At 67.7% G+C, this 25,547-nt stretch carries 23 protein-coding genes and 2 tRNA genes; 17 read left to right on the top strand and 8 right to left on the bottom strand.

Translation table 11 applies throughout. From position 1 onward, the window contains the following. The first annotated feature begins 75 nt into the window (after positions 1 to 75). The 6 genes from NO347_RS07450 to NO347_RS07425 all read left to right on the top strand — a co-directional run bounded on the left by NO347_RS07450 (position 76) and on the right by NO347_RS07425 (position 6,760). A complete protein-coding gene (locus NO347_RS07450; protein ID WP_256288997.1) occupies positions 76 to 990 on the top strand; it encodes a DUF502 domain-containing protein in 915 nt (304 codons plus the stop codon). 166 nt (positions 991 to 1,156) lie between these two features. Beyond that, entirely contained in the window at positions 1,157 to 1,639 is a 483-nt protein-coding gene (locus NO347_RS07445) for an archease (RefSeq protein ID WP_256288996.1), read from the top strand. 91 nt (positions 1,640 to 1,730) lie between these two features. Continuing rightward, positions 1,731 to 3,140 (top strand): helix-turn-helix transcriptional regulator, encoded by a 1,410-nt coding sequence (locus NO347_RS07440; RefSeq protein WP_256288995.1) that lies wholly within the window; start codon positions 1,731 to 1,733, stop codon positions 3,138 to 3,140. A gap of 143 nt (positions 3,141 to 3,283) precedes the next feature. After that, the gene (thiC, locus tag NO347_RS07435) at positions 3,284 to 4,732 is read left to right on the top strand and encodes a phosphomethylpyrimidine synthase ThiC (RefSeq protein WP_256288994.1); all 1,449 of its coding nucleotides are present in this window, start codon (positions 3,284 to 3,286) and stop codon (positions 4,730 to 4,732) included. 165 nt (positions 4,733 to 4,897) lie between these two features. After that, positions 4,898 to 6,232 carry a hypothetical protein gene (locus NO347_RS07430; protein WP_256288993.1) on the top strand — a complete coding sequence of 445 codons (1,335 nt, stop codon included), beginning with the start codon at positions 4,898 to 4,900 and terminating at the stop codon, positions 6,230 to 6,232. A gap of 102 nt (positions 6,233 to 6,334) precedes the next feature. Continuing rightward, positions 6,335 to 6,760, top strand: a complete 426-nt coding sequence (locus NO347_RS07425; protein WP_256288992.1) for a DUF8133 family membrane protein — start codon at positions 6,335 to 6,337, stop codon at positions 6,758 to 6,760. Positions 6,761 to 7,016: 256 nt separating this feature from the next. Here the strand turns inward: NO347_RS07425 and NO347_RS07420 are convergent, their stop codons facing one another. The 3 genes from NO347_RS07420 to NO347_RS07410 form a co-directional block, all read right to left on the bottom strand. After that, positions 7,017 to 7,511, bottom strand: a complete 495-nt coding sequence (locus NO347_RS07420) for a P-loop nucleotide/nucleoside kinase family protein (RefSeq protein ID WP_256288991.1) — start codon at positions 7,509 to 7,511, stop codon at positions 7,017 to 7,019. A gap of 143 nt (positions 7,512 to 7,654) precedes the next feature. Further along, positions 7,655 to 7,728, bottom strand: a tRNA-Thr gene (locus tag NO347_RS07415). Positions 7,729 to 7,742: 14 nt separating this feature from the next. Continuing rightward, positions 7,743 to 8,381: a GNAT family N-acetyltransferase gene (locus tag NO347_RS07410; protein WP_256288990.1), complete on the bottom strand. Its 639-nt coding sequence runs from the start codon at positions 8,379 to 8,381 to the stop codon at positions 7,743 to 7,745. 124 nt (positions 8,382 to 8,505) lie between these two features. Here NO347_RS07410 and NO347_RS07405 point away from each other — a divergent pair, with 124 nt between their 5' ends. From NO347_RS07405 to NO347_RS07385, 5 genes are all read left to right on the top strand, one after another. Beyond that, entirely contained in the window at positions 8,506 to 9,069 is a 564-nt protein-coding gene (locus NO347_RS07405; protein ID WP_256288989.1) for a DNA-3-methyladenine glycosylase family protein, read from the top strand. 87 nt (positions 9,070 to 9,156) lie between these two features. Continuing rightward, the gene (locus tag NO347_RS07400) at positions 9,157 to 11,154 is read left to right on the top strand and encodes a 3-hydroxyacyl-CoA dehydrogenase/enoyl-CoA hydratase family protein (protein WP_256288988.1); all 1,998 of its coding nucleotides are present in this window, start codon (positions 9,157 to 9,159) and stop codon (positions 11,152 to 11,154) included. A 168-nt stretch (positions 11,155 to 11,322) separates the two neighbouring features. Continuing rightward, a tRNA-Glu gene (locus NO347_RS07395) sits at positions 11,323 to 11,397 on the top strand. Positions 11,398 to 11,502: 105 nt separating this feature from the next. Further along, on the top strand, positions 11,503 to 12,882 hold the full coding sequence (locus NO347_RS07390; RefSeq protein WP_256288987.1) for an FAD-binding oxidoreductase: 1,380 nt from the start codon (positions 11,503 to 11,505) through the stop codon (positions 12,880 to 12,882). Positions 12,883 to 12,974: 92 nt separating this feature from the next. After that, a complete protein-coding gene (locus NO347_RS07385; RefSeq protein ID WP_256288986.1) occupies positions 12,975 to 14,093 on the top strand; it encodes a DNA-methyltransferase in 1,119 nt (372 codons plus the stop codon). 24 nt (positions 14,094 to 14,117) lie between these two features. On the opposite strand, the gene NO347_RS07380 is transcribed toward NO347_RS07385, so the two are convergent. The 4 genes from NO347_RS07380 to gatD all read right to left on the bottom strand — a co-directional run bounded on the left by NO347_RS07380 (position 14,118) and on the right by gatD (position 18,627). Beyond that, positions 14,118 to 15,422, bottom strand: a complete 1,305-nt coding sequence (locus NO347_RS07380) for a 5'-deoxyadenosine deaminase (protein WP_256288985.1) — start codon at positions 15,420 to 15,422, stop codon at positions 14,118 to 14,120. Between the two features lie 81 nt (positions 15,423 to 15,503). Next, on the bottom strand, positions 15,504 to 17,048 hold the full coding sequence (locus NO347_RS07375) for an ABC transporter permease family protein (RefSeq protein ID WP_256288984.1): 1,545 nt from the start codon (positions 17,046 to 17,048) through the stop codon (positions 15,504 to 15,506). Beyond that, positions 17,038 to 17,322, bottom strand: a complete 285-nt coding sequence (locus tag NO347_RS07370; RefSeq protein WP_256288983.1) for a DNA-binding protein — start codon at positions 17,320 to 17,322, stop codon at positions 17,038 to 17,040. Before NO347_RS07370 ends, NO347_RS07375 begins: the two co-directional genes overlap by 11 nt. A gap of 51 nt (positions 17,323 to 17,373) precedes the next feature. Next, positions 17,374 to 18,627, bottom strand: coding sequence for a Glu-tRNA(Gln) amidotransferase subunit GatD (gene gatD / locus NO347_RS07365; RefSeq protein WP_256288982.1), 1,254 nt, complete (start codon positions 18,625 to 18,627; stop codon positions 17,374 to 17,376). A 92-nt stretch (positions 18,628 to 18,719) separates the two neighbouring features. Here gatD and NO347_RS07360 point away from each other — a divergent pair, with 92 nt between their 5' ends. The 6 genes from NO347_RS07360 (at position 18,720) to NO347_RS07335 (ending at position 24,193) form a co-directional block, all read left to right on the top strand. After that, positions 18,720 to 19,268 (top strand): hypothetical protein, encoded by a 549-nt coding sequence (locus NO347_RS07360; protein WP_256288981.1) that lies wholly within the window; start codon positions 18,720 to 18,722, stop codon positions 19,266 to 19,268. A gap of 92 nt (positions 19,269 to 19,360) precedes the next feature. Further along, positions 19,361 to 20,182, top strand: coding sequence for a DUF63 family protein (locus NO347_RS07355; RefSeq protein ID WP_256288980.1), 822 nt, complete (start codon positions 19,361 to 19,363; stop codon positions 20,180 to 20,182). Between the two features lie 100 nt (positions 20,183 to 20,282). Beyond that, positions 20,283 to 21,146, top strand: coding sequence for an ATP-dependent ribose-1-phosphate kinase (locus NO347_RS07350; protein ID WP_256288979.1), 864 nt, complete (start codon positions 20,283 to 20,285; stop codon positions 21,144 to 21,146). Positions 21,147 to 21,317: 171 nt separating this feature from the next. Then, a complete protein-coding gene (locus tag NO347_RS07345) occupies positions 21,318 to 21,815 on the top strand; it encodes a hypothetical protein (protein ID WP_425492362.1) in 498 nt (165 codons plus the stop codon). A 122-nt stretch (positions 21,816 to 21,937) separates the two neighbouring features. After that, positions 21,938 to 22,666, top strand: coding sequence for a guanosine phosphorylase (locus NO347_RS07340; protein ID WP_256288978.1), 729 nt, complete (start codon positions 21,938 to 21,940; stop codon positions 22,664 to 22,666). A gap of 3 nt (positions 22,667 to 22,669) precedes the next feature. Further along, entirely contained in the window at positions 22,670 to 24,193 is a 1,524-nt protein-coding gene (locus NO347_RS07335; RefSeq protein ID WP_256288977.1) for an HPP family protein, read from the top strand. Positions 24,194 to 24,208: 15 nt separating this feature from the next. Here the strand turns inward: NO347_RS07335 and NO347_RS07330 are convergent, their stop codons facing one another. Then, positions 24,209 to 25,465 (bottom strand): NAD-binding protein, encoded by a 1,257-nt coding sequence (locus NO347_RS07330; protein ID WP_256288976.1) that lies wholly within the window; start codon positions 25,463 to 25,465, stop codon positions 24,209 to 24,211. Positions 25,466 to 25,547 lie beyond the last annotated feature (82 nt).

Here is a 25,547-nt window from a genome sequence, read left to right as displayed (position 1 = left end):
GCTCGACCGGCCGAACAGGTCGACACAACGAGAGCCGGGACAGCTTTCAGGTGGTCCGCCGTACACGCCGACAGTATGTCTGATGGACGCTCGGGCGTCCCGTCGATGCGTCGCGTCCGGAACTCGATGTACGACGTCGTCCGCGAGGCGTTCATCTCCGGGCTCGCCGTCGTCGTCCCGCTGGTCATCACGATCGCGGTATTTCTGTTCCTGCTAAACACGGTCTATGGCTACGTCAGTCTCTTCTCGGACGCCATCGCGGCGCTCCCGATCGTCTCGCTCGTCCCGGCTGCGCTGGGCATCAGCCCCCAGACGCTCCTGGAAGCGACCGTCCCGGTCGCCGTCTTCGGGGCCGTTCTCGGCATCGGGCTCGTCGTGAACAGCTCTCGGTACGGGCAGCGCGCCGTCGAGTACTTCGACTACGTGATGGCACAGATCCCGGGCGTCGGGTCGGTGTACGAGAGTTTCCGGCGGATGAGCGACGTGATGCTCGAATCCGACGCGGAGAACTTCCGCGAGGTGAAACTCGTCGAGTTCCCGCACGAGGAGGCGTACACGCTCGGGTTCGTGACGACCGAGACGCCCGAGGTGTTACGAACGGCGGCCGACCACGAGGAGATGCTCACCCTGTTTCTGCCGCTCGCACCGAATCCGGTGATGGGTGGCCACCTGGTACACCTGCCCGAGAGCCGCGTGATGGACGCTGAGATGACTGTCGAGGATGGGGCGATCGTCACGAGCGGCGTCGCGATGACGAGCCCCGACGACGACGGGCTCTCGCGTGAGGCGTTGGCCTCGCTGACCGATGCGGACCTCGGTGACGAGACGACGGAGAACGGGACGGAAACAAACGGCGACGCTTCGAATGCCCGCCACGACGAACACGAACGACTCGATCCGAAGCACGCCGAAACGCCGGCCGACCTGGCTCGGTTCCGAGATGGTCACAACGCCCGCCCCCGAACTGACGACGAGGGCGAGGACAGGTAGCACCCCGACAGCGACGCTGGTACAGGCCTCTGGCTGACCGGGAGATACCGTTTGTCCGACCGGGAGACACTGCCTGGCCGACCGGGAGACACAGTCCACAGGCGACCGGAAGACACTGGCTGACCGACCGGAAGACACAGGCCACGGGCGGCCGCGTACTCTATGTATGAGCTTCGAGCTTCGCGAACACACCGCCGACGTCGCGGTCGAAGCCACGGCGTCGGACCTGTCGGCGCTCTTCGGGGCTGTCGCCGACGGCCTCGCCGCGGCGAGTTGCGACGATATTCCGCCCGCCCGTACGGACGAGGCGACCGAAGGCGCCGATCGAACCGAAGACAGCGGCCGGACGTTCGAGGTATCGGTCAGCGCGGAGAACCGCGAGGCCCTTCTGTTCGACTACCTCGACGAACTCATCTACGAACGCGACGTTCGGAGTGTCCTCCCGGTCGACAATCGGGTACAGATCGACCGTCTCGATGCCGACGCTGACACGGGTGATGCCGAGTCGGCGTGGGAACTAACCGCTACCTACCGCGGCGTCCCGCTCGCGGACATCGACGCCCGCGAGGTGAAGGCCGTCACGTACTCGGAAATGCGCGTCGAGCAGACCGAGAATGGCTGGGTCGCGTATGTCGTGTTCGATGTGTAAGGCGGCGTATAGGATACGCATAGACCGGTAGGGAGACCCGAATTCCGCACTCGGAAGTGGTTTGTGTCACCCGGTACGACGTGCCTACGAGATGACCATCCGCGCAGCGCGTCTCGGCTGTGCTCTCATCGTCGCCGTCGCGCTCGTCGTCGGTGCTGGCGCGACAGCCCCGAGCGCGTCCGCTCAATCAGTCAACCAGATCGCCGGGTCGGAGCTGGCGCCGGACGACGTCTCGATGCGCATCGACCTCCGTGCGAACGGCTCAGCCGCGTGGACGGTCGAGTATCGGGTCCGGCTGGACGACGAGAACACGACCGAGGCGTTCCGCTCGCTGCAGGAGGACATTCGCGCGAACGAGTCCCAGTACGCCGCGGAGTTCGGCCAGCGAATGGCGTCGACGGCCGCGACCGCCGAGGACGCGACCGGCCGGGAGATGAGCGTGCGAAACGTCTCGGTCTCGGCGACGAGACAGCAGTTGCCTCAGGACTACGGCGTCGTCACTTACTCGTTCGTCTGGACGAACTTCGCCGTCACCGAGGACGGCACGCTCCGCGCCGGCGACGCGCTCGCGGGGCTTTTCCTCGACAGCGAGACGTCGCTGCAGTTCACCTGGCCAGAGGGCTACACCATCGAGACGGTCCAACCCCAGCCCGACGACACGCGACCGGACTCCCGGATCGCCGTCTGGAGTGGCCCGCTCGACTTCGGGCCGAACGAGCCCACACTCGTCGTTACCGACCAAGCAACCGGGGCGGACAGTGGAACGACGACGACACCCGCAGATGAGGGGTCCGACGGCGGCAATTCCCTGCTGTTCGGGGCGGTCGCGTTCGTCGCGCTCGCGCTCGGCGCGGGCGGATGGATCGTCTACCGACGCCGATCGGTCCCTGACCGGCACGGAGGCGTCGGGGGCGCTGAACGCGAGCCAGCGAACGCAGCGGCCACAGCGACCCCCGAAAGCAGTGCGGCCGAGGCGAGTGACACGGGCCAGGGAACTGCTACAAGCGCCACGCAGACCGCGGCTGCGGCCGGTGCTGGCACGACTACCGAGGCCGAGACTGTCGACGACGAGAGCACCGAACAGGCGTCTACGGGCGACACCGCGGCCGCGGCAGCATCGGACACGGAGACGACGAACCCCAATGCGAGCGGGGGGAGTGCGGACGACGCCGACGCCCCGGTCGACAGCGAGTCGACTGCTGACGAGCGCGTCGACGAAACGGACGCACCGGCGGACACAGCGGAAGAGGACACGGCAGCGGACGCGATGCCGTGGGAAGACGAACTGCTGAGCAACGAAGAGCGCGTCCTCGCGTTCATCGAACACGAGGGCGGGCGCGTCAAGCAGCAGGAAGTCGCCCAGACGCTGGATTGGACCGACGCGAAGACGAGTCAGGTCGTCCGCAAGATGCGCGATGAGGACGAACTCGACGGCTTCCGACTGGGCCGTGAGAACGTCCTCGTGCTCCCCGGCGAGGACCTAGGTCCAGATTCCGAGTAGCACAGTAACGCGGTTGAGCGGCTTGGAGTCTGCTTTCCTGCGGTGAACTACTTTGACGGTTGTCCCGAGACCCGGCTTCAGCTACTGCCAAGCGAGGCACGTATTCGGAAGCCCTATTACCTAGTAATATCACGCAATAATCTATGGCGCAGACGCAGTTACAGCGTGCCCGCGACGGTGAACTCACGCCGGCGATGGAGCGCGTCGCCGAGCGCGAGAACCGCGATCCGGAGTTCGTCCGCCAGCAGGTCGCCGAGGGGCAGGCGGTCATCCCGAACAACGTCGCACACGACTCGCTCGATCCGATGATCATCGGCCGGGAGTTCGCCACGAAAGTCAACGCGAACATCGGCAACAGCGAGGAGACGAGCGACGTCGAAGGGGAACTCGAAAAGCTCCACACGGCCGTTCACTTCGGAGCCGACACGGTGATGGATCTCTCGACGGGGTCGAACCTGGACGGGATCCGGGAGGCGAACGTCGAACACTCGCCGGTCCCGATCGGAACGGTTCCGATCTACGAGGCGGTCAAGCGGGCCGACGAGCCGGCCGACGTCACGCCCGACCTCCTCTTGGACGTCATCGAGAAGCAGGCGCGGCAGGGCGTCGACTATATGACGATCCACGCGGGCGTCCTGCTGGAACATCTCCCGCTCACCGACGGGCGCAAGACGGGAATCGTCTCCCGCGGCGGCTCGATCCTCGCACAGTGGATCGAAGAAAACGGGATGCAGAACCCGCTCTACACGCACTTCGAGGAGATCTGCGGGATCTTCGCCGACCACGACGTCACGTTCTCGCTCGGCGACGGGCTGCGACCGGGGTGTCTGGCGGACGCGAGCGACGAGGCGCAGTTCGCCGAACTGGAGACGCTCGGCGAACTCACGCGCACGGCGTGGGACCACGGCGTCCAGGTGATGGTCGAAGGGCCGGGACACGTCCCGATGGACGAGATCGCGGACAACGTCGAGCGCCAGCAGGCGGTCTGTGACGGCGCGCCGTTCTACGTCCTCGGTCCGCTCGTCACCGACGTCGCCCCCGGCTACGACCACATCACGAGCGCCATCGGCGCGACTGAGGCCGCCCGCGCGGGGGCCGCGATGCTGTGCTACGTCACGCCCAAGGAGCACCTCGGTCTCCCGGACCGCGAGGACGTTCGTGACGGCCTCGCGGCGTACCGGATCGCGGCACACGCGGCCGACGTCGCGACCGACCACCCCGGCGCGCGCGACTGGGACGACGCGCTCTCGGAGGCGCGCTACGAGTTCGACTGGCGGCGGCAGTTCGAACTCGCGCTCGATCCCGAGCGCGCTCGCTCGTATCACGATCAGACGCTGCCCGGTGACAACTACAAAGAGGCGCGTTTCTGCTCGATGTGCGGCGTCGAGTTCTGCTCGATGCGCATCGACCAGGACGCCCGCGTCGCCGACGGGGAGATGTCGCGGATCGACACCGGAACCGACCTCGACGCCTCGGCGGCCGCAGAGACCAACCGCCCGCCGGTCGGGACCCACGACATAAGCGGCGTTCCCGACGAGATCGAGATCGACGGCGTCACGTTCACGCCGGAGTCGTCGCACGCGGACGACTGACTGGCGGGAAATCATACCTGACTTACACGTTCTGCGGGATAACGAGCCGTTAAAATCGTTCCTGAGCGACGCTCGCGCCGTCTTGTGAAAAATCCGGATTAAACGGATCAAAATGGGCGCAAGTATGTCGGAGGTATATGCCCGAGAGGACAGTATCGGAAACCGATGAGGTCAGTATCCGCGCTCCTCGTTGCACTCCTGGTCGTGACTGCGGGCGCTCCGATCGGCGTCTCTGCGGCGGCGTCGGGAGGCACGTCGCTCTCGGCCGCGACAGCCACGGGAGCGGCGCAGGTGCAGGACGGCGGCGTCCAGGCGCAGACGACGGCGACGACCCCGGCGAACGGTACGGATACGAACGACACTGCGACTCCGGACGGCGATAGCACGTCTACGGCAGACGACACCGCGTCCGAGTCGAACGGGTCGGGCGTCGCCCCCGGTGCGAAGCTGGCGGGCGTCGTCGCCGTCCAGGGTGCCGAGATCGACGGTGAGGTCGCCTCGCGCGCCTTCGGACAGCGCGTCGCCGCCGCGGCGACGAACGACTCGAAGGCGGCGGTCGTCGCTGCCGAACTGAACACCAGTCAGGAACGGCTCGAAGCGCTCCGAACGCGACTCGCCGAGTTAGAGCAGGCCCGAGCGTCGGGGAACGTCTCCCAGGGCCGATACAACGCTCGTGCCGCGCAACTGACGGCCGAAATCAACGCCGTCGAGCGCCAGCTCGAGCAGAGTAACGAGACCGCGTCGGCGCTGCCAAAACAGGTCCGCGAAGAAAACGGCATCAACACCTCGAACATCGAACGACTCCGGACCGAGGCGCGCAACCTCTCGGGCCCCGAAGTCGCCGCCGCCGCCCGTGAGATCGCCGGTGAGAACTCCGGCCGCGGACTAGGTGACGCCGAGGACGTGCCCGGTCTGAGCGGCGAGACGCCCGGACAAAGCGGCGATGCTCCGGGCCTGAGTGATGGCGACGCACCCGGACAGAGCGGCGACGCTCCCGGATTGGGCAACGGCGACGTGCCCGGACAGGGTGACGGCGCTGCAGACGAGCGAGGTGCGGACACAGATAACGAGACGGACGATCTCCCGGGGGACGCGGCAAACGCATCTGACCTGAAGAATACGACAAATGCCTCCGAAAACGCTCAGGAGGCGGCCAACCCGGGAAATGGTGACGCCGGGCCGCCCGACGACCGTCCGGCAAACGTCACTGACGACGCGACCAACGACACACAAGAGACAGACGCGAGACAGGACCGTCTCGGACAGGGAGACGAAAGCAGCGTGAACGACGGTTTCGGGAACGATACGCTGGGAGACAAACGGGGAAACGGTGACGACGGTACCGAGTCCGGAGACGGGAACTCGACTGCCGACGCACCCGGAAACAGTGAGAACGCGCCGGGACAGTCCGGCGACGGTTCCGAAGACCGTGACGGCGCACCCGATAATAGCGGTGATGCGCCCGGTGAAAGCGGCGACGCCCCCGGACGCTCCGACTGATCGGATACGTCGGTCCCGACTTTCGAGTGAGACTTCTCTGCCGACTTCAATTCTGATACTGAGGGAGTAGGGTTATAGTCGTCCCGTCGCACCGCGCATACGATGGAGTACGTGTACCCGATTGTCGGGTTAGTCGCTGGGATGGCGCTCGTCGCAACCAGCGTCTTTACCGCCTTCATCTACACGCCGACGACGGCCTCGACGGTCGATACGACGATCACGGCTTTCACCGGCGTCACCCTCCAGATCGGTGATTTCCTCGCCGTGTCGTCGGCGACGGCCATCGTCTTCGATCTGCTCGCGACGCAGTTGGGCGTGCGGTATTCACTTGTGGTCCCGTTCGCGCTTGGGTACATCCTGACGCACGTGATCATCTACTACTCGTCGCTGCACATCACCGACGTGCAGAGCCAGCCGTTGGATCCGGACTTCAACATCAGAGAGAATCCGCTGCAACTCATCACCCTCTCGATACCGGGCGCGTTGATACTTCTACCGGCCGGAAACCGACGGCAGCGCAATAGGTAAAACGGCTCTTTGAGGCAAGGGCGCTTTTAGGTAGCCGTCCCCCGTAGTCGGAAGTGCCCCGGTTGGGCCGCCCGCGATTCGGTCCCCACCGACGCACCCTCCACGATCCACCTCGCCTCCACACCCCTCCCATTGGATCGATGGCCCGCCGACCGGGCATCCCCGCTGACGCATTCCCTCCTCACGGTCCCGCTGTACGACGCTTCGCCCCCCTGTGCTGCTCGCTGCCGTGCCAGGCCTGATACTGCCGTGCGCCTCACAACACCGCAGCGATCTGTTCTCGCGTCGACGCCAGGTCGCCGGAGTTGTCGATCCTCACGTGTGGGATCTCGATCGGCTCGTAGCGCTCCTTGAACTGGTGGTAGATCTCGACGTCGGCGTCGCTGGCGTCGTTCTCCCGTGTGGCGATCCGCGCCTCGACGACCGAGTCCGCACACTCGACAGCGACGACGTCGAGTGGGACGCCGACCGCGTTCGCAAGATCCACCGCGCGCGCCCGGTCCGCGCGCTTGCGGAACGTGCCGTCGAGAACGGCGGCGCCGCCGTTAGTAATCGTTTCGCGCCCGCGTGCGAACACTTCGTCGTAGACTGTTTCGCGTTCCGCAGCCGTGTACTCAGGATCGTCGAAGCAGTCCGTCCGAACGACGTCCGTGCGAACGAGTCGTCCGTCGAGTCGGTCCGCAATCTCGCGTGAGACAGCCGTTTTCCCGACGCCCGGAAGTCCCGTCACGACGATCAAGCGTCCCGTCACGATCGGTTTTCTCCCGCACAGACGCGCGCTGGAGGTCTGCGAGAAGCCGACCGCGATGTGGCTCGACGGTGAGCGGAGGAGACGCGACTCGACAGCAGGAGAGCGCGCAGAGTGGATCGGATCGACATCGGAACCAAAGAGAGAGCCAGGGGTGGGATTTGAACCCACGAAGTCTCGATTACAAGTCGAGTGCATGAACCGCCCATGCTCCCCTGGCGCAGGTCGACCTACTCAGTCCTCCTTTGAGTGTGTGTCGTTTTCGATGGACGCCGATTCGGGAGACACCTCGGAGTCATCACCCTCTGCGGTCCCGGCTGCGGACTCCCCGTCGAGGGGTTTCTCGAACTGGATCCGGTGGGGGACGTACTCCCGCTCGCGGTAGAACGCGCGGGCTCGGTCGTTGGCTGCCATCGCTTCGAGCGCGACGACTGTCGCGTCGGCGGCGTGCAACGCGGTTTCGGCCGCGGCCATCAGATCGCTCCCGACGCCTCGGTTCCGGAACTCGGGTCGGACGTAGACGTTGCGGACGACGCCTCGCGTCGCATCCTGTTCGTAGGAGCCGTGTTCGAGGCTGAACGTAACGAACCCGACGACGTCGTCGCCGCGTTTGGCGGCTCGGATCCCGCCCGTGACGACGTGTCGCGCGAGCGTGTCGCGGACGACGTCCCGGTTCGCCTCCGGCAGGATGTGCGAGTCGTAGGCGCGCTGATCGGACGCGAGTGCGAGCCACAGGTCGACCAGCGCATCCACGTCGGCCACCTCGGGGCGGCAGATCCGGATCGGGGGGGCGTGGCCGTCGTCGTCTGCCGGGTCACCCTCTTCCGCGTCCGGCCCCGGATCTACGTCCGCCTCGTCGTCCGAATCGCCCATACCGGGCGTTCGGCGGACGGACGGATATATCGTCGGTCTCGCCGACTGGAGGCGCGACGAGGGCCTTTCGTCGAGGCTCCCCCGAGCGACGCACCTTTCTCTCCGGCGGTCCCACAGGCGTCCGATGGAACCGGTACGGAACGATCCGAAACTGGGGCCGCTGGTCGAAGCGCACGGCGACCTGTCGATCGGGACAGCCGACGACGAGTTCGAACGACTACTCGTCGCGATCGTGAACCAACAGCTCTCGGTCGACTCCGCGGCGGCGATCCGCGAGCGGCTGTTCGACCGCGTCGACGTGTCGCCTGCAGGTATCCTCGCCGCGGACGAATCCACCCTCCGCGACGCAGGCCTCTCCGGACAGAAGGTCGAGTACGTCCGCAACGTCGCCGAAGCGTTCCGGGAGCGGGACCTGACGCGGGCGGGGCTCTCAGACAAAAGCGACGAGGCGGTCATCGAGGCGCTGACCGATATCCGCGGGGTCGGCGTCTGGACCGCGAAGATGTACCTGGTCTTCGTGCTCGGGCGCCCCGACGTGTTCCCGGTCGAGGATCTCGGCGTCCGAAAGGGAATGGCGCACCTCTACGGCTACGACGAGGCGGATCGAGCGGGGATGCGCGAGCACGCCGAGCGGTGGCGGCCCTATCGGAGTTACGCGAGTCGGTATCTCTGGCGTGCCACCGACTGACGGTCTCGCGGCGAAAAGTAAACGCTTCTCAAGTTTGTTTTCCGAGTGAAGGAAACGTTGAAACACAGAGCCGCCCACGAACGGAGTATGGAGATCGACGACGTCAACACTATCACGGTTCTCGGCGCGGGCAGTATGGGCCACGGAATCGCCGAGGTGGCCGCCCTCGCGGGCTTCGAGGTCCGCCTCCGCGATATCGAAGCGGAATTCGTCCAGAACGGCTACGACCAGATCGAGTGGTCGCTCGGCAAACTCGTCGAACAGGGCCAGATCGAGCGCTCGGACGCCGACGCGACGCTCGATCGGATCTCGACACACGTCGACCTCGCGGAGGCGGCCGCCGACGCCGACGTCGTCGTCGAGGCAGTCCCCGAGAAGATGGCGATCAAGCGTGACGTCTACGAGGACTTGGAGGCGGCGGCCCCGGATCGAACGATCTTCGCGACGAACACCTCCAGTCTCTCGATCACGGCGTTGGCGGACGTGACCGAGCGCCCCGAGCAGTTCTGTGGGATGCACTTTTTCAACCCACCCGTTCGGATGGAACTCGTCGAAGTCATCTCGGGGGCAGAGACGGCCGAGGAGACGCTCGATCTGATTTCGGATCTCGCTGTCGAGATGGGCAAGACGCCGGTCCGCGTCCGCAAAGACAGCCCGGGATTCATCGTCAACCGCGTGCTCGTTCCGCTGATGAACGAGGCGGCGTGGATCGTCGAATCCGGTGACGCGACGATCGAAGAAGTCGACTCGACGACGAAGTACGGTCTCGGCCTCCCGATGGGGAGCTTCGAACTCTCTGATCAGGTCGGGGTCGACGTCGGCTACCACGTCCTCGAATACCTCCACGAACAACTCGGCGACGCCTACCGTCCCTGCCCGATGCTCGAATCGAAAGTCGACGCCGGGGACCTCGGCAAGAAGACCGGCGCGGGCTTCTACGACTACGAGGACGGCGCGGGTGCGCAGGTCCCCTCCGATCAGATCCGCGACGATGTCGCCGATCGCCTGCTGGCGATGATCGCGAACGAGGTAGCCGCCCTCGTCGCCGACGACGTCGCCGACCCCGAGGCGATCGACACGGCGGTCAAACTCGGCGGGCGCTGGTCCGACGGCCCCGCGAAGATGGTCGACGAAGCCGGTCTCGACGAGTTGCTCGCGACGCTCGACGACCTCCACGAGGAGACGGGTGAGGAACGCTACGAAGCCGAACCGTACCTGCGGGAGCTCGCAGAGTCCGGGGAGGGCTTCCACGAAGCGGCCGGCGGGGGGAAAGCCGAGTCGGACGACGAAGACGGCGGCTACGACTACGAGGATATCACCGTCGAGATCGACGAGCGCGTCGGTCACGTGATGCTCGATCGACCGCACCGGATGAACACCGTCACCGACGACCTGCTCGTGGAACTCCGCGACGCCATCGACCGCTTCGAGGAGGACGACGACGTGCGGGCCGTTCTCCTCACCGGCACGGGCGACCGGGCGTTCTCCGCCGGCGCGGACATCCAGGCGATGGCCGGCGGCGTCGGCGACGTCAACCGCGTGGCCGAACTTTCGCGCCACGGGCAGGAGACGGCGGGTCGGCTCGAATCGTGCGAACTCCCGGTCGTCGCCGGCATCGACGGGCACTGTCTCGGCGGCGGGATGGAGCTCGCGATGGGCGCGGACCTCCGCATCGCCTCCGAGCGCTCAGAGTTCGGCCAGCCCGAACACGACCTCGGCATCCTCCCCGGCTGGGGCGGCACCGTCCGCCTGCCGCGCATCGTCGGGATGGGTCGCGCGAAGGAGATCATCTTCACCGCCGACCGCTACGACGCAGAGACGATGGCAGACTACGGCTTCGTCAACGAGGTGACGCCGAACGACGAGTTCGACGAGCGCGCCTTCGAGTTGGCCAAGCGACTCGCTCGTGGTCCGCCGATCGCCCAGCGCTACACCAAGCGGGCGATGCACCGCGGCTGGGACGACGTCGACGCCGGCCTCGACGTCGAGGCGCAGTCGTTCGGCCTTGTCTTCGACACCGAGGATATGATGACCGGGATGGCGGCGTTTATGAGCGACGAAGAGCCCGAATTCGAGGGGAAGTGACGCCACCGCGGCGGGCGTGAACATCCGCCCCGGCTGGCGTGACCGCCCGCACCTGGTAGCGCGCCACCCGCCCCTGCGATCTGGCGGCAGCGAGGGTACGCGAAACAGTGCCGTACCGGCTCTGTAACGGAATGTTTAAACTATTCAGTCTGCCACGTAGGAATGCAGGCTCGGTTGGTGTAGTCCGGCCAATCATCTTGGCCTTTCGAGCCGAGGACCAGGGTTCAAATCCCTGACCGAGCACTTCTCGAACTGCTGCGAACTACAGAGCGACAGGACCCGTCAGCGGCGTCCGCAGTCGGTGCACGTCGACGACAGACCTTTACTGCGGGTGGGTGATGCCCCCCTATGACACACGACTGCGGATTCCTCTCTGAGCTGTCGCTGGCGGCCGATCAGATCTCCTTCGAGCCAGCGGCGCGCGACGAGTTCGCGGCGGACTTCGGAACTCCACCCGACGCCGGGCGCGCGCCCGACGCGGTCGTCTGGCCGGAGACGACGGCCGACGTTTCGGCTGTCCTCGCCGCAGCCAACGAGCAGGGCGTTCCGGTGACCCCGTACGCCGCCGGATCGGGGATGCAGCGCAACGCGGTGCCCACCCAGGGCGGCATCACGCTCGCGATGACGCGGATGGACGCCGTCAGAGACCTGCGCCCGCGAGATATGCAGGTCGACGTCGAACCCGGCGTCGTCGGCGACGACCTGAACGATCTCGTCGCCGAGGAGGGTCTGTTCTTTCCGGCGTTTCCCCAGTCGGCGGCGTTTTCGACGATCGGCGGGATGATCGCCACCGACGCCAGCGGCATTCGGACCGTCAAGTACGGCGAGGTCGGCGACTGGGTGTTACAGCTCGAAGTCGTCCGCCCCGACGGCTCCGTGACCGAGGTTGGGAGCAAAGCGCGGAAGACTTCTGCGGGGTACAACCTCGTCGATCTGTTCGTCGGGAGCGAGGGAACCCTCGGCGTGGTCACGCGCGCGACGCTCGACCTCGCGGCGACGCCGCCGGAAACGGTCGGTGGGCGAGCCGTCTTTCCCACGCTCGAAGACGCCACGGCGGCGATCACCGACGTCGTGACCTCGGGCGTCGACGTCGCGACGATCGAGCTCGTCGACCCGCTGACGGCCGAAATCGCCAACGCCTACACCGGCTCGGAACTCCGAGCGACGCCGATGGTCTTTTTCGAGGTGCACGGCCGGTCCGTCGACGCCGAGACCGACGCGTTGGAGGCGGCGTTCCGGGCCCGAGACGCCACGCGAGTCGAGCACAGCAGCAACGACGAGGAGATGGCCGAACTGTGGCGTGCACGTCGAGAAATCGGCCACGCGCTCAAAGAGTGGGACCCAGACCTCGACCTCGAAGTCATTGGCGACGTCACCGTCCCGATCGGCTCGTACCCCGCGATCGTCGAGTTCATCGGCGAGATCCGCGCGGAGTACGACTTCCCTATTCCAGCGTTCGGTCACGCGGGCGACGGCAACACCCACTACGCCGTTCTCTGCGACCGCGACGACCCCGAGGCGGTCGAACGCGCCCACGAGGCGTCCGGGCGCATCATCGACGAGGCACTCGCTCTCGGCGGCACCTGCACCGGCGAGCACGGAATCGGCGTCGGCAAGCGGTCGTATCTGCAGATGGAATACGACTCGACCGCGATCGAGACGATGCGCTCGATCAAAGAAACCGTAGACCCGAACGGGATCCTCAATCCGGGAAAGATTTTCGAGTGAGGCTGTCGCGACGGCGGGTGCCCGGTCAGCAGTCCGCTCAACCTCGGGTGAGCCACCCCAGTATCTATATCCGTTCGGTGACACCTGTCGGTGTGGACTCTGCCCACCGCATCCACGTCGGCGACGCGAGCGAGATGGCGGCCGTCGACGACGACGCCGTCGACCTCGTCGTCACCTCGCCGCCGTATCCGATGATCGAGATGTGGGACGAGCAGTTCGCCGCCCAGTCCGACGCCGTGGCGGCGGCGCTCGACGACACCGACGGCGCACGGGCGTTCGAGGCGATGCACGCGCTCCTCGATGAGGTCTGGAGCGAGCTACAGCGCGTGCTCACGCCGGGCGGCGTCGCCGCGATCATCGTCGGCGACGCGACGCGAAGCCTCGGCGATCACTTTCGCGTCTACCAGAATCACGCCCGCGTGATCGAGGCCTTCGACTCGCTCGGGTTCGACCCGCTTCCGGAGGTACTCTGGCGGAAGCCGACGAACAGCGCGGCGAAGTTTATGGGCAGCGGGATGGTGCCGCCGAACGCCTACGTTACCCTCGAACACGAGTACGTCCTCCTGTTCCGAAACGGCACCTCGGGCCGCTCGTTCGAACCGGGCGAGACGCGGCGCTACGAGTCGGCGTACTTCTGGGAGGAGCGCAACCGGTGGTTCTCGGACGTCTGGACCGACGTCCGCGGCGCGCGCCAGGCCCGAAACGAGGACAGAGACGTCGCGTCAGCAGGACTCGGTGGCAGCGACGGCGACGTGGAAGCGGCCCGCGCCTCCGACGCAGACCGGGCGGCGGGCGAGCGCGACCGAACCGCGGCGTACCCCTTCGAGATCCCGTACCGACTCGTCTGTATGTACTCGCTGTACGGCGACACCGTCCTCGACCCGTTCCTCGGGACGGGAACGACGACGCTGGCGGCGATGGTCGCGGGGCGCAATTCGATCGGCTACGAACTCGACGCCGACGTCCTTTCGGAACTCGACGACAGCGTCGGCCTGGTCCGCGATCGGTCGCGCCGAGTCGTCGAAGACCGTCTCGCCGCCCACCGGGCGTTCGTCGAGGCACAGCGCGCCGAGGGCACGGTGTTCGAGTACGAGGCGGAACACTACGACTTCCCCGTGCGGACGCGTCAGGAGCGCGAAATCAAGTTCCGCGTGGTCGACGCGGTGGACGAGACTGACGACGGTTATCGGGTACGGTACGAGCAGATCTGAGCGCGGCGCGCAACCCGTCGCGCCTCACCCGCGCAACTCGGCCGCGACGTCCCGCGCGCGCCGGCGAATATCGTCGGCGTCGCCGGTCTGGAGGCCGCCGAAGTCGGCGTCGTAGACGACCTCGCCGTCGACCATCGTGAACGTCACGTCGTCGCCGTGCGTGGAGAAGACCAGATGTGAGAGCGGATCGTACAGCGGCGTCGCGCGCGTCACGTCCGTGTCGATCGCGATCACGTCCGCGTTCCACCCCTCGCGCAGCGCTCCGACCCGCTCGAACCCCGCAGCGCGCGCGCCGCCGAGCGTCGCCATCTCGAAGACGACCTGCGCGGGCGCGACTTCCGGATCGAGCGTGTCGACCTTCTGGAGGAGGCTCGCCTGCCGCATCTCGGTGAACGGGTCGAGCGTGTTGTTACAGGGTGGCCCGTCGTTGCCGAGCGCGACGTCGATGCCGCGGTCGAGATAGTCCGGGATCGGCGCGATGCCGGAGGCGAGTTTCATATTCGACGACGGGCAGTACGTGACGTGCGTCCCCGTCTCTGCGAGTATCTCGCGCTCCCGTTCGTTCGTGTGGACGCAGTGGGCGAGAACGACGTCCTCGCCGGTCAGGCCGACTTCGTCGAGCCACTCGATGTTCCGCATTCCCGTGTCGTCCTCGACGGTCTCGATCTCGTCGCGGTTCTCGCTGGCGTGGGTGTGAATCCGAACGCCGTCGTAGCGGTCGGCGATCTCGCGCGCGCCCCGGAGGCACGCTTCCGTACAACTCACGGCGAAACGAGGCGTGACGGCGTACCGGATCCGGCCGTCGGCCGCGCCGTGATAGGCTTGGACGAGCCGCTCCGTCGATTCGAGCGCCGCCTCGGTGTCTTCGGCCAGCCCCTCGGGGGCGCGCTTGTCCATCAGGACCTTCCCCAGTCGACCCCGGATCCCGAGGTCGATTGCGGCCTCGAACGCCGCCTCGGCGTGGTTGACCGAGAGGTGATCGATCGCGGTCGTCGCCCCGCTTTCGAGCAGTTCCAGATAGCCCAGTTCGGCCGCCGTTCGCATCTCCTCGCGCCCGAGCGACGCCTCCATCGGGAGGACGTGCTCGAAGAGCCAATCCAGGAGGGCGGTGTCGTCGGCGATGCCGCGGCCGACACTCTGGACCGAGTGGACGTGGCCGCCGACGAGCCCCGGTGCGAGCAGGTCGAACTCACGAACGGGGTGGTCGGGATAGGCGTCTTCGAGGTCGGCGCGCGGTCCGACGGCGGCGATTCGGTCCTCCGCGACGACGACTGCGCCCTCGTCGTAGACGGTCTCCGGGTCGGCGACGACAGTTCCTGCGAGGAGCATCCCACCGCTCTCAGTGGACGCGGAGACAAGTGCTTTGCGCTCGTCGCGGACGGTCGAAAGCGAGACGGGAGACCCGCCCGGTCACCCGAGGTACGCGGGCGTCGTCGACGGCAGCGAGATGAGCCACAGACTCACCGCGGTGTAGCCGATCATCACGAAGACGAACGGGTACTGGCTCCGAATCGCCTGGAGCCGGCTGGGAAAGAGCTGATACGCAGTCGAGTGCGCGACCCAGATCGCGACCAGGTGTCCGCCGAGCACGAAGACGATGTTCAGCGCCGACACCCACGCCGGGAGCGTGAACACCACGGGGTTCGCCGGCGCCGACAGCGGGTCCGCGAGCACGGCCGACAGCGACGGCAAGAGCGAGAGGAAGAACGCGAAGTAGTGTGCGAGGTGATAGCCCGCCGCGATGACCAGCAGCGACGGCGCGAAGGCGACGACGAGTTCGCGAGGCGTGCGCGCGGTCAGGATGCGGCGCACCGCGATGCGGGCGGCGCCGAGGAACGCGCCGTAGAAGACTACGAAGCCGCCGATGAACAGCACCGCGTAGACGAGGATTGGCGGAAGCCCGACGCCGACGACGCCCCGGATCACAGAGGCGCCCTGCTCGGTCGTGACGAACCCGCTGAACGTGAGTTCCCAGACCAGCGCCACGGCGATTGCGACGTCGTCGAGGCCGCGGACGAGGCGGGCGTCGTCGGCGTCGACTGTCTGGCCGTCGCCACCGTCGCGGCGGGGCTCGTCGGCCCAGCCCTCGACGAGCCGCATCGCCGGCAGCGACAGCCGAAGCCGTCCGTCCTCCCACGCGAGCGGCGCGACGCGGCCGTAGAACCGGAAGAACGCCGAAACCGGATCGGCGTTCCGGAACCACGCGTCGCTACCGACGAGCACCGCGCCCGCGAGGGCGACGACGGCGTAGCCGGCGACGGCGGCCGCGAGCAGGTTCGGTGTGTTCGTGACGCCCGTCGTCGTCTCAACCCAGATGAGAAGGAGAATCCCGGCGACAGCGGGCCACCGACCCAGCCGCTCGGGATAGTCGACGACGCCGGTCGGCAGCCGCGAGGTGACGGCGCGGAACGGGTTCAGCGCCGGCCAGGGATTCCCGATCGCATACGCCGCCATCGTCAGGCCGGCGCGACCGCCCGCGAAGACGACGACGACCGCGAAGTTGATGGTCGACACCTGCGGACCGGTGATACCACGGTAGACGATCAGCGCAATCAGGAGCGCACCGAGCAGGCTGCCGACCGCCATCCCGACGCCTCGGAGCCGGTCGCGTGTTCCGAGCCCGTGCCGCCACTCGTGGACGCGATTCACGAAGCCCCGGTCGGTCACGAAGCCCGCCAGGAGCGCCGACGCGCCGATCGCAGCGCCGCCGGTAGCGACGTAGAGCCAGCGCGGGATCGAGAGCCCCTCGCTGGAGGCCTCAGAGAGTCCGACGGCCGCGTTGCTCGCGGCGACGCCGCGCGCGAGGAGCAGCACGCCGACCAGCGCGAGCGCGAACGCGCCGATGCGGGCGCCGCGCGGGCCGATGGCGCTCCCGAGACGTCCGGGTGCTGTCTCTGCGAGGTCGTCCACGGCGTCCTCGTCGTGATCGGACTGCGATGGGTTTTCAGGACGCATAGAACACGTAGAGGAAGAGAAAGCCGAAGTACAGCAACACCAGGATGCCGAGCGCGCGGATGCGGAACGAGCGGATCGCGCGCTCTTCGGCCGCGTAGGCGTCGCGGTAGGCGTCGCGGTCGGCCTCGTCGAGCACGCTCGGGTGGCGGACGCCGCGGTGCAGTACGAGCAAGTCGTCAGTGTAGAACGCGCGGCCGCAGACGTCGCAGACGTACTCGGGTGCGTCCCGAGTGTCGGCGGACCCCGCAGGGGCCGCGCTCGTGTGATCGCTCATCGTCGTTACCTGACCGTATCGGCGGCGTCGGTGTGTGTCTGTCGCTCTGTTTCAGGTCCAGGGAACCGACCGCTCCTGGAGTTCGCCGGCGACCGGGCGCTGCATCGCCGCCGCCGGGTCGTCGACGTTCGCAAGCGCCCACATCAGTTTCACCTTGGCCGTCCCCGGGAGGGTGTCGCCGGCTTCGACGGCGCCCGCATCGAGCAGATCGCGGCCGGTGTCGTACACGCGGTCGCAGACGCGGCCTTCCAGACACTGACTCGTCATCGCGACGACGACGCCGTCGTCGACCAGCGATTCGAGCACGGGGATGAGATCCGTGTGGACGTGTCCGAGGCCGGTGCCCTCGACGACGAGGCCGTCGAGATCCGCGTCCCGAAGCATCTCGGCGTAGCGGTCGACGTCCATCCCGGGGGTGAACTTCAGGAGGTCGACGTTCTCTTCGAGGTCAAGATGCGTCTCCAGGTCCGTCTCGCCGCGTTCGGCGTACTCGCGGCGGAACGTGACTTCCTCGGCGTCGTAGTCAACTTCGCCGAGCGGTTCGGCGCCGACGGTCTCGAAGGCGTCGCGCCGGGAGGTGTGGTTCTTGCGGACGCGCGTGCCGCGGTGGAGCGCACAGACGTCGTCCGACGTGGAGGCGTGCATACAGACGAGTACCTCCGCAGCGTCTGCTTTGGCGGCCTCGACGGCGCTGACGGCGTTCATCACGTTGTCCGAGGAGGGACGGTCCGCCGAGCGCTGACTGCCCGTGAAGACGATCGGGACGGGCGTATCGAGCATATACGACAGCGCGGACGCGGAGAACTGCATCGTGTCGGTGCCGTGCATCACGACGACGCCGTCCGCGCCGGCACGGATCTCCTCGACGACGGCCTCGGCGAGTTCCTGCCAGACGCCCGGCGTCATATTCTCCGAGAGGATGTTCGTGACGACCCGCCCGCGGTAGTTGGCGCGGCCGGCGAGATCCGGCACGGCCCGAAGCACGTCTTCGGCGTCGAACTGCGCCGTGACGGCGCCGGTGCGGTAGTCGACCGTCGAGGCGATCGTCCCGCCCGTCGAGATGAGCGAGATCGTCGGCAGGTCGTCGTCGAAGTCGATCTCGGAGGGGCCGGACTCCGTCTGTGCGGACTCGACGTCGTAGACGTCGGATTCGAGGACGTCCACGTCGGCGTCCTCGCGCGTGATACCGACGTTGTACCCGCCGTCGAGTTTGACGACGAGGTGCTCCGACGTCGAAGAGGGCATCAAGACGCCCTCGTTCGTGACGCCCGCGCGTTCGACGCGGACGCGGTCTCCCGGGTTCATACCCCCGGATACCCGGGGCGCGGACTTGAATCCATTCGTTCGCGGCGAGCGAGTGGCACAAGAGTCACGACCCGTCGCAACGATGGTCGTGTGTGCAGCGCTCAGAGGAACAGGAAGAACGGACGGTCGACCCCGCGTCGCTGCTCGACGACGACGGTGCCGAGAGTGATGACGCGCGTCCGCGTGACGCGGCCGGCAGATCAGCAGACGACGCGAGCGCGCGTGGCGGACGGCTCCGGCGCGTACTTCCGTCGGCCCCCGGGTCGCTTCGCTCGCCGTTCTCGATCCGCTCGTTCCTCGTCGTCCTCGCGCTCTCGGTGGTCGGCGTCGCCGCCGGCGGCTCGATCCCGCTCGTGGGGTCGGTCGGTCAGTTCCTCGGGCTGTTCGTCGTCGCCTTCGCGGTCGGGGCCGTCGGCTCGCGGCGGCGCTATCTGGAAGTCGGCCTCGCCGGGGCAATCGCGGCGGGACTCGCGTTCGTTCTCGGGACGCTCACCAGCGTCTTCGCGCCCGTCGCCGTGCGGATCCTCGCGGATTACGGCGTCGCCATCGCCGGCGTCGGGGTCGGCGCCGGACTCCTGGCCTCGCTCGCGGGCCATTACTTCGGTCGCGACCTCCGCGACGGGCTCACCCGGGATGTTTGAGGGACGGCTTATCCGTCTCGGACACGCACTCCGTGACGGTCGGATTCACTTCGCTTCGGTAGCGTTTTGCCGCCGGCTCCGGACTCGCGAGTATGGCGATACTTCCGGAGGGGTTCAGCCTACCGCCGCTGCCGTATCTCGTACTCCTCGTCGTGGCCGCGGGCGCCGTCGTCGGCGCGGTCTCCCGACGCCGCCCCGCGGTCACGCCCGGGCGCATTCTGGCGTTCGTGCCGTGGATGGTGCTCGGTTCGGCGCTGCACGTCCTCTACGTCGAGAACTCGCTCCCGTCTCCGGTCCGCCCGCTCGCCGGAACGCCCGCCGTCTACGTCACCGTCGCGATCGTCGGCGTCGGGGCGTGGGTCGCGGCGGACGCGCTCCTCGACAGCGGGACGGTCGCCCGTGCGCTCGCGCTGGTCGGCGGCGTCCTCGCGCTCGCGTCCGTCGCGGGCGTTTTCGCGGTCGGCGCGGCCGCGGGCACGCTCTCGCCGGTCGTCCCGCTGGCTGGACTCGTCGTCGCGGGCGTCGTCGCGGCCGTGACCTGGCTCCTGCTCACCCGCGCCGTTCCCGATGTCCGGGCGACGGGCTCGGTCGGTGCGTTCGCGGTCTTCGCGCACGTCCTCGATGGGGTTTCGACCGCCGTCGGCATCGACGTGCTCGGCTTCGGCGAGCGGACGCCGCTCTCGCGAATCATCATCGAGTTCGCCGCCGGGCTGCCGACCGAACCGGTGCTGGGTGCGGGGTGGCTGTTCGTCCTCGTCAAGATCGCGATCGTCTCGCTTCTCGTGTGGCTCTTCGCGGACCTGATGGAAGAGGACCCGACGCAGTCGCAGTTGCTCCTCGGCTTCGTCGGTGCCGTCGGCCTCGGGCCGGCGGTGCACAACATCCTGCTCTTTACCATCAGCGCGCCGGCGTAACTGCGCTACCTCGCAGGACGACGCTGTCTGACACCCTGGTCACGCGCGCCCGCGAGCCACGCCCGAGCGCTTTTGTGAACCGGGGGCGTCTCCCCGAGAAATGTCACGCGTCATCTGCGCCGGGCACCTGAACTGGGATGTGACCCTCCGCGTCGACGCGCTGCCCGACCCTGACGGCGAGGTGGCCGTCGACTCGCGACGCTGCGGCGGCGGTGGCAGCGCCGCGAACGTCGCCAACGGCCTCGCGGACCTCGAGGTCGACTCGTCGCTCCTGGGTAGCGTCGGCGACGACGAACACGGGCGAACGGCGCGGGCGGAACTGGCGGACAACGGCGTCGACGTCTCCCACGTCGTCACCAGCGAGGAACTGGAGACGTCTACGAAGTACATCGTCGTCGAGCCCTCGGGCGAAGTGATGGTGCTCGGCTGTCCCGGCGCCAACGAGGCCTTCTCGGCCGACGACCTCCCCGACGCGGCGCTCGACGGGGCGGACCACCTCCATATGACGAGCCAGCGGCCCGAGACGGCGACCCGTCTGGCCGAGCGCGCCGCCGAACACGGCGTTCCGGTCAGCTTCGACCCCGGCCGCCGAATCGACGACCGGGGGTACGGTCCGGCGATCACGTCGGTCGATTACCTCTTCTTGAACGACCGCGAGGCCGCGCTCGCGCTCGATGCGTTCGATCTCACCGAGCAGACGCTCGTCCTCAAGCACGGCCCAGAGGGGGCCGAGATACGGGACGGCGAGCGGCGCGAGGCGCATCCGGGCTACCCGATCGACGTCGTCGACACGACCGGCGCGGGCGACGCCTTCGCGGCGGGGTTCCTCGCCGCGCGTGTCGAGGGCGCCGACGACCAGCGCGCGCTCGCGGTCGCGAACGCCTGCGGCGCGCTCGCGTCGAAAGCCCCTGGCGCGCGGACGTCGCTGACGTGGGACGACGTTCGGGCGTTCCTCGGGGAGTGACGCCGGATCTCTGCGGTGTGAATTCGGAGCGCCATCGGTGACCCGAAACAGGGGTGTTTTTGCCACCGGACGCGGGAGGTGTGATCGATTGTGACGTTCGTGGCCGTCGCTGCCGCCGCACTCGGGAACGCGATCCCGGTCGTAGCCGAGCGTATCGGGTCCGTTTCACTCGTGACCGACACGGGGGGGATCATCGATGGCGGCGCAGCGTACTTCGTCGTCGCCTGCGCGCTCTGTGGCCTCCTGGCCGCCGTGGTGATGGACGTCCCGATGTCGAAACAGGAAGACGGATTCACGCCCGCGTACGTCGCCGCCGCCGTCGTCCGTCGGGTCGCGCCCGAGAAGGTCTCGCTCTCGGAGGCGATCGCAGTGCACCACGCCACCGGCGCCCTCGCGGGCGTGCTGTACGCGCTGCTGTATCTGGTGGTTTCGATCACCATTCCCGGACTGCTCAGGATCGGCGGCGTGGATCTGCTCCCGCATCTGGCCGCCACGGTCGGCGTCTCCGCGTTCGTCTATGGCTTTTTCGCGCACGTCGTCCTTCCGCGTGCCGGCCGCCGGATCTACGAGGAGCGCTCGACGGCAGTCCGGGGCCAGTGGCTCCGGTCGACGTTCGTCTTCGCCGCCGTTGTCGCGGCCGCGACGCCAGCGTTGACGACGCTCCTCTAGGCGCGAGGGCCGATGGCGTTCCGCCGAGCGCCCGCGACGACGCGGACGGTCGGTGCGTTCCGCCGCCACGCGATCGGCTGGTGACCGCGTCGTTTTTCACCGTCTCCCGCGAGCAATCGGATATGGCGAAACAGCCGCACCTCCTCGTCGAATCGGGCGACGTTCACGACACCGCGCTCATTCCCGGAGACCCCGGCCGCGTCGACCGGATCGCGAGTCAGTGCGAAGACGCCGAGACGGTCGCCGAAAACCGCGAGTACAAGGTCGTGAACGCCACCTACGAGGGCGTGCCGCTGACGATCTGCTCGACGGGGATCGGCTGCCCCTCGGCGGCGATCGCCGTCGAGGAACTCTCCCGCGTCGGCGTCGAGACGGTGATCCGCGTCGGGACGACGGGCGCGCTCCAGTCCGGGATCGAGATCGGGGATATGGTCGTCGCGACCGGCGCGGCGAAAGAGGAGGGGACCTCCAAGCGCTACGAGGACGCCGTCATTCCGGCCGTCCCCGACTACGACGTGCTCTCGGCGCTCGTCGACTCCGCCGAGGCGAACGACGAAGACGTACACGTCGGGCCGATCGTCTCCGACGACGCGTTCTACAACGAGACCGACGCCTACGTCGACGACTGGGAGGACGCGAACCTCCTCGCCGTCGAGATGGAAGCCGCCGCGGTGTTCTCGATCGCGCGCCGGAAGGGGATGGCCGCCGGCGCGATCTGCACCGTCGACGGCAACCTCGTCGAGGGGACACAGAAGGGCGCCGACTCCGACGCCGAACTCCCCGAGAAGGCGAAGAACAACGTCGAGCGAGCCATCTCACTCACGCTGGACGCCGTCGTCGATCTCGCGTAGGCGATGTTCGGACGGCGTCTCCTCGACGCGGCGCTCGAAGCGCTCGCCGCGGCGCGGAACCGCCTCCGACGGATCGAGCGCCGAGAGGCGTCTGAACTCCGCCGCTGGGTCCAGAACACGGGCAATCTGTTACACCTCTCGATCGTCCTCTTCATCCCGGTCGTCATCGGATTCGTCACGTACCTCTCCAATCAGGTCCAGACGCTCTCGTTCCTGCTGTTCCCGCCGCTCGCTTCGGGGACCTACACGCTCGTTTCTGATCCCGAAGGTCAGTACGCCGACCCGCTTCGGTTCGTCGCGAGCCTCACCGTCGGCGCGCTCTGCGGCCTCGCGGCGTACACGGCGACGACGTGGGCGTACGGCCCCATCGAAACGGGGATCGTCCACCCCGAGAGCGCGGCGCTCGCGATCTTTCTCACCGGTCTCGTCACCTGGGCGGCGCGCATCGAGGCCCCCTCGGCGTTCTCGACGGCGCTCCTCGCGCTCGTGACCGGCGACGTGGAACCGGTGACATACGTCGCTAGCATCTTCCTCGCGGCGACGGTGGTCGCGACCGCGTTCGTCGTCTGGCGCGAGGAGTTCTACGAGAAGCGCGCGCAGTACCTCTACGAGACTGTCCACGGCGACGACCACGTGCTCGTTCCGATGCGGGGCGAGACGGCCGAGCGGACCGCGCTCTTCGGCGCCCGGCTCGCGGCCGCCCACGAGGCCGGCAAGGTCGTCCTCTTCGACGTGCTCTCGACGGCGGAAGCCGAGGCCACGGAAGCTGAGGCTGTGGATGCTGAGGTTGCGGACGCCGACACCAGCGCGGAATCGGCCGCCTCGATGGCCGGAGGAGAGGATGCGACCGCAACGACAGCGGCGAAGACGACCGGAGGACGCGGCGACGACACCGACGCACCCGTGGCGAACGAGTCCGTCCAGCGACTCGAACGGTGCGCCGACGTCATCCGAACGCGCGTCGGCGTCCCCTGCGAGGTCGTCGTCGTCGCCGGCGAGCCGGTCTCGGCGACGGTCGAGGCGGCGCGGAACGCAAACTGCGACCTCGTGGTGACGCCCTACGAGGAGGATCGCGGCACGCTCTCGGGCTACGTCAGCGGTATCTTCGACAGCGACCTCGACGCGGTGGCGTTCCGGTCGGTCTCCGATCGTCGCCGCTGGAACCGCGTGCTCGTCCTCGTGGCCCGCCCGGGCGACGTCGCTCACGGGATGGTCGATTTCGCGACCCGCCTCACCGGACAGCGCGGGACCGTGAGCGTCACCACCTGCATCGGGGGCGAGGTCGAGCGCCGCCCGGCGGAACGCCGGCTCGACCGCCTCGTCGAGACCGTCGAGGGGAACATCGAGACGCGCGTCGCTCGCTCGCCCGTCGACGAGTTCATCGCCGCCAACGCCGACAACTACGACCTCCTCGTCATCGGCTCTAGCGGCGAGCGATCGCCGGCCTCGCGGTTCGTCTCTCCGCCGACGTTCGAGCGCGTCCAGCACCTCGATTGCGACGTCGCCGTCTTCGACCGAGGTCGCTGATTCGACGCGTCGTGATCAGTGATCGGAGTCGGCGTCGCCGCTGCGTTCGCTGCCATTCTCGTCGTCTCCATCAGCGGCTTCACTAACGGCTGCGGCGGCAGCCTCCAGGTCTTCGTCGCCCTCGGCACCCAGCAGGCGTTCTTCGAGCGCTTCGGCCCCGTGGCCGCCGAGCGCGGACTCCGCGAGGAAGTGCGCGCCCAGCGTCGCCGGACTAATGACGGTGTCGGCACCGGCGCGCTTCAGCTTGTTCACGTTCTCGCGCTGCGTCGCGGCCGCGACAATCGTCACCTCGGGATTGAGCTGGCGCGCGGTCAGAATCGCGAGCGCGTCCTCGGCGTCGTTGTTCGTCGCCGCGACGACGGCCTGTGCGACCTCGACCTTCCCGCGTTGCTGGGCCTCCTCGTCGCTCGGATCGTCAGTGAGGACGGTGTAGCCGCGGTCCGAGAGCCGCCGGGCGCGCTCCTCGTCGGGGACGACGACGAGCACGTCGGCCTTCGAGGAGAGTTCTTCGAGAATCGGTTCCGTCAGGTCCCCGAAACCGAGAACGAGGACGTGGTTTTCCAGTACGTCGAGTTGTTCTTCTGTCATACGTCCGAGTGCTTTCGAGAACTGCGCTTCGATGAGTGGGGTGAAGACGACACCGAGGACGACCGCGAACGACGAGACCGTCACGAGCAGCACCGACAGCGCGAACAGTTCGCCGACCGCCGAGCGCGGCGTGATGTCGCCGTAACCGACGGTGCTGCCGGTGACGAGCGAGAAGTAGAACGCGTCGAGGAGCGTGCTCACGCCGTTGAACTCCTCCTGTAAGGCGTACGCCCCGACGGTCCCGTAGCCCTGTGCGCCGGCGAGCGCCGCCAGCGACGCGATCTGCGTCGTCGACAGCGACAGTTCGCGGTCGAACGCGCGGACGTTCACTCCGACGACGAGCAGCGCCAGCACCGAGAGGGCCACGAGCGGTAGCGACAGCTCCGAGGACTGCAGGACGCCCTGAGCGGCCGTGATCGGAAACAGGAAGAGCGTCGCATACCACGCCGCGCGGAGGCGTCGCCGAAGCCCGAACGCGCTCACGAGGAGCAGGAACCCGGTCAGCGTCCCCGTGAAGGCGGTGATCTGGCGGACGACGCCGGAGACGACAACGCCGAACAGCTGAAAGTCCGCCGTGCCGCCGACGCCGATGTTGGCGATGCCGGTCACGACGGCGAGGACACCGACGAAGAACGTCAGTACGACTGACGCGCGTGCGCCGATCCAGTCCCGCGAGAGCGCCATATCTCTCTCTGCGTCGTCTCTGGGTTAATAGTCTCGTCATTTTCCTCGCGCGACCGCTTCACGGCTTCCGGAAGGCGATGCA

This window comes from Halobellus inordinatus (assembly GCF_024464655.1).
In the GTDB taxonomy this organism is placed as follows: Archaea; Halobacteriota; Halobacteria; order Halobacteriales; family Haloferacaceae; genus Haloquadratum; species Haloquadratum inordinatus.
The sequence above is the reverse complement of the archived record's forward strand: the minus strand, read 5'-3'. Positions and strand labels throughout refer to the sequence as shown.

Bases quoted from the DNA above. Each gene is read 5' to 3' on its own strand.
- NO347_RS07425 (WP_256288992.1), top strand. From the start codon at position 6,335: ATGGAGTACGTGTACCCGATTGTCGGGTTAGTCGCTGGGATGGCGCTC.
- gatD (WP_256288982.1), bottom strand. From the start codon at position 18,627: ATGAACCCGGGAGACCGCGTCCGCGTCGAACGCGCGGGCGTCACGAAC.
- NO347_RS07355 (WP_256288980.1), top strand. From the start codon at position 19,361: ATGGCGATACTTCCGGAGGGGTTCAGCCTACCGCCGCTGCCGTATCTC.
- NO347_RS07390 (WP_256288987.1), top strand. From the start codon at position 11,503: ATGACACACGACTGCGGATTCCTCTCTGAGCTGTCGCTGGCGGCCGAT.
- NO347_RS07400 (WP_256288988.1), top strand. From the start codon at position 9,157: ATGGAGATCGACGACGTCAACACTATCACGGTTCTCGGCGCGGGCAGT.
- NO347_RS07330 (WP_256288976.1), bottom strand. From the start codon at position 25,465: ATGGCGCTCTCGCGGGACTGGATCGGCGCACGCGCGTCAGTCGTACTG.
- NO347_RS07340 (WP_256288978.1), top strand. From the start codon at position 21,938: ATGGCGAAACAGCCGCACCTCCTCGTCGAATCGGGCGACGTTCACGAC.
- NO347_RS07405 (WP_256288989.1), top strand. From the start codon at position 8,506: ATGGAACCGGTACGGAACGATCCGAAACTGGGGCCGCTGGTCGAAGCG.
- NO347_RS07335 (WP_256288977.1), top strand. From the start codon at position 22,670: ATGTTCGGACGGCGTCTCCTCGACGCGGCGCTCGAAGCGCTCGCCGCG.
- NO347_RS07350 (WP_256288979.1), top strand. From the start codon at position 20,283: ATGTCACGCGTCATCTGCGCCGGGCACCTGAACTGGGATGTGACCCTC.
- NO347_RS07375 (WP_256288984.1), bottom strand. From the start codon at position 17,048: ATGCGTCCTGAAAACCCATCGCAGTCCGATCACGACGAGGACGCCGTG.
- NO347_RS07440 (WP_256288995.1), top strand. From the start codon at position 1,731: ATGACCATCCGCGCAGCGCGTCTCGGCTGTGCTCTCATCGTCGCCGTC.
- NO347_RS07410 (WP_256288990.1), bottom strand. From the start codon at position 8,381: ATGGGCGATTCGGACGACGAGGCGGACGTAGATCCGGGGCCGGACGCG.
- NO347_RS07450 (WP_256288997.1), top strand. From the start codon at position 76: ATGTCTGATGGACGCTCGGGCGTCCCGTCGATGCGTCGCGTCCGGAAC.
- thiC (WP_256288994.1), top strand. From the start codon at position 3,284: ATGGCGCAGACGCAGTTACAGCGTGCCCGCGACGGTGAACTCACGCCG.
- NO347_RS07380 (WP_256288985.1), bottom strand. From the start codon at position 15,422: ATGCTCCTCGCAGGAACTGTCGTCGCCGACCCGGAGACCGTCTACGAC.
- NO347_RS07370 (WP_256288983.1), bottom strand. From the start codon at position 17,322: ATGAGCGATCACACGAGCGCGGCCCCTGCGGGGTCCGCCGACACTCGG.
- NO347_RS07445 (WP_256288996.1), top strand. From the start codon at position 1,157: ATGAGCTTCGAGCTTCGCGAACACACCGCCGACGTCGCGGTCGAAGCC.
- NO347_RS07430 (WP_256288993.1), top strand. From the start codon at position 4,898: ATGAGGTCAGTATCCGCGCTCCTCGTTGCACTCCTGGTCGTGACTGCG.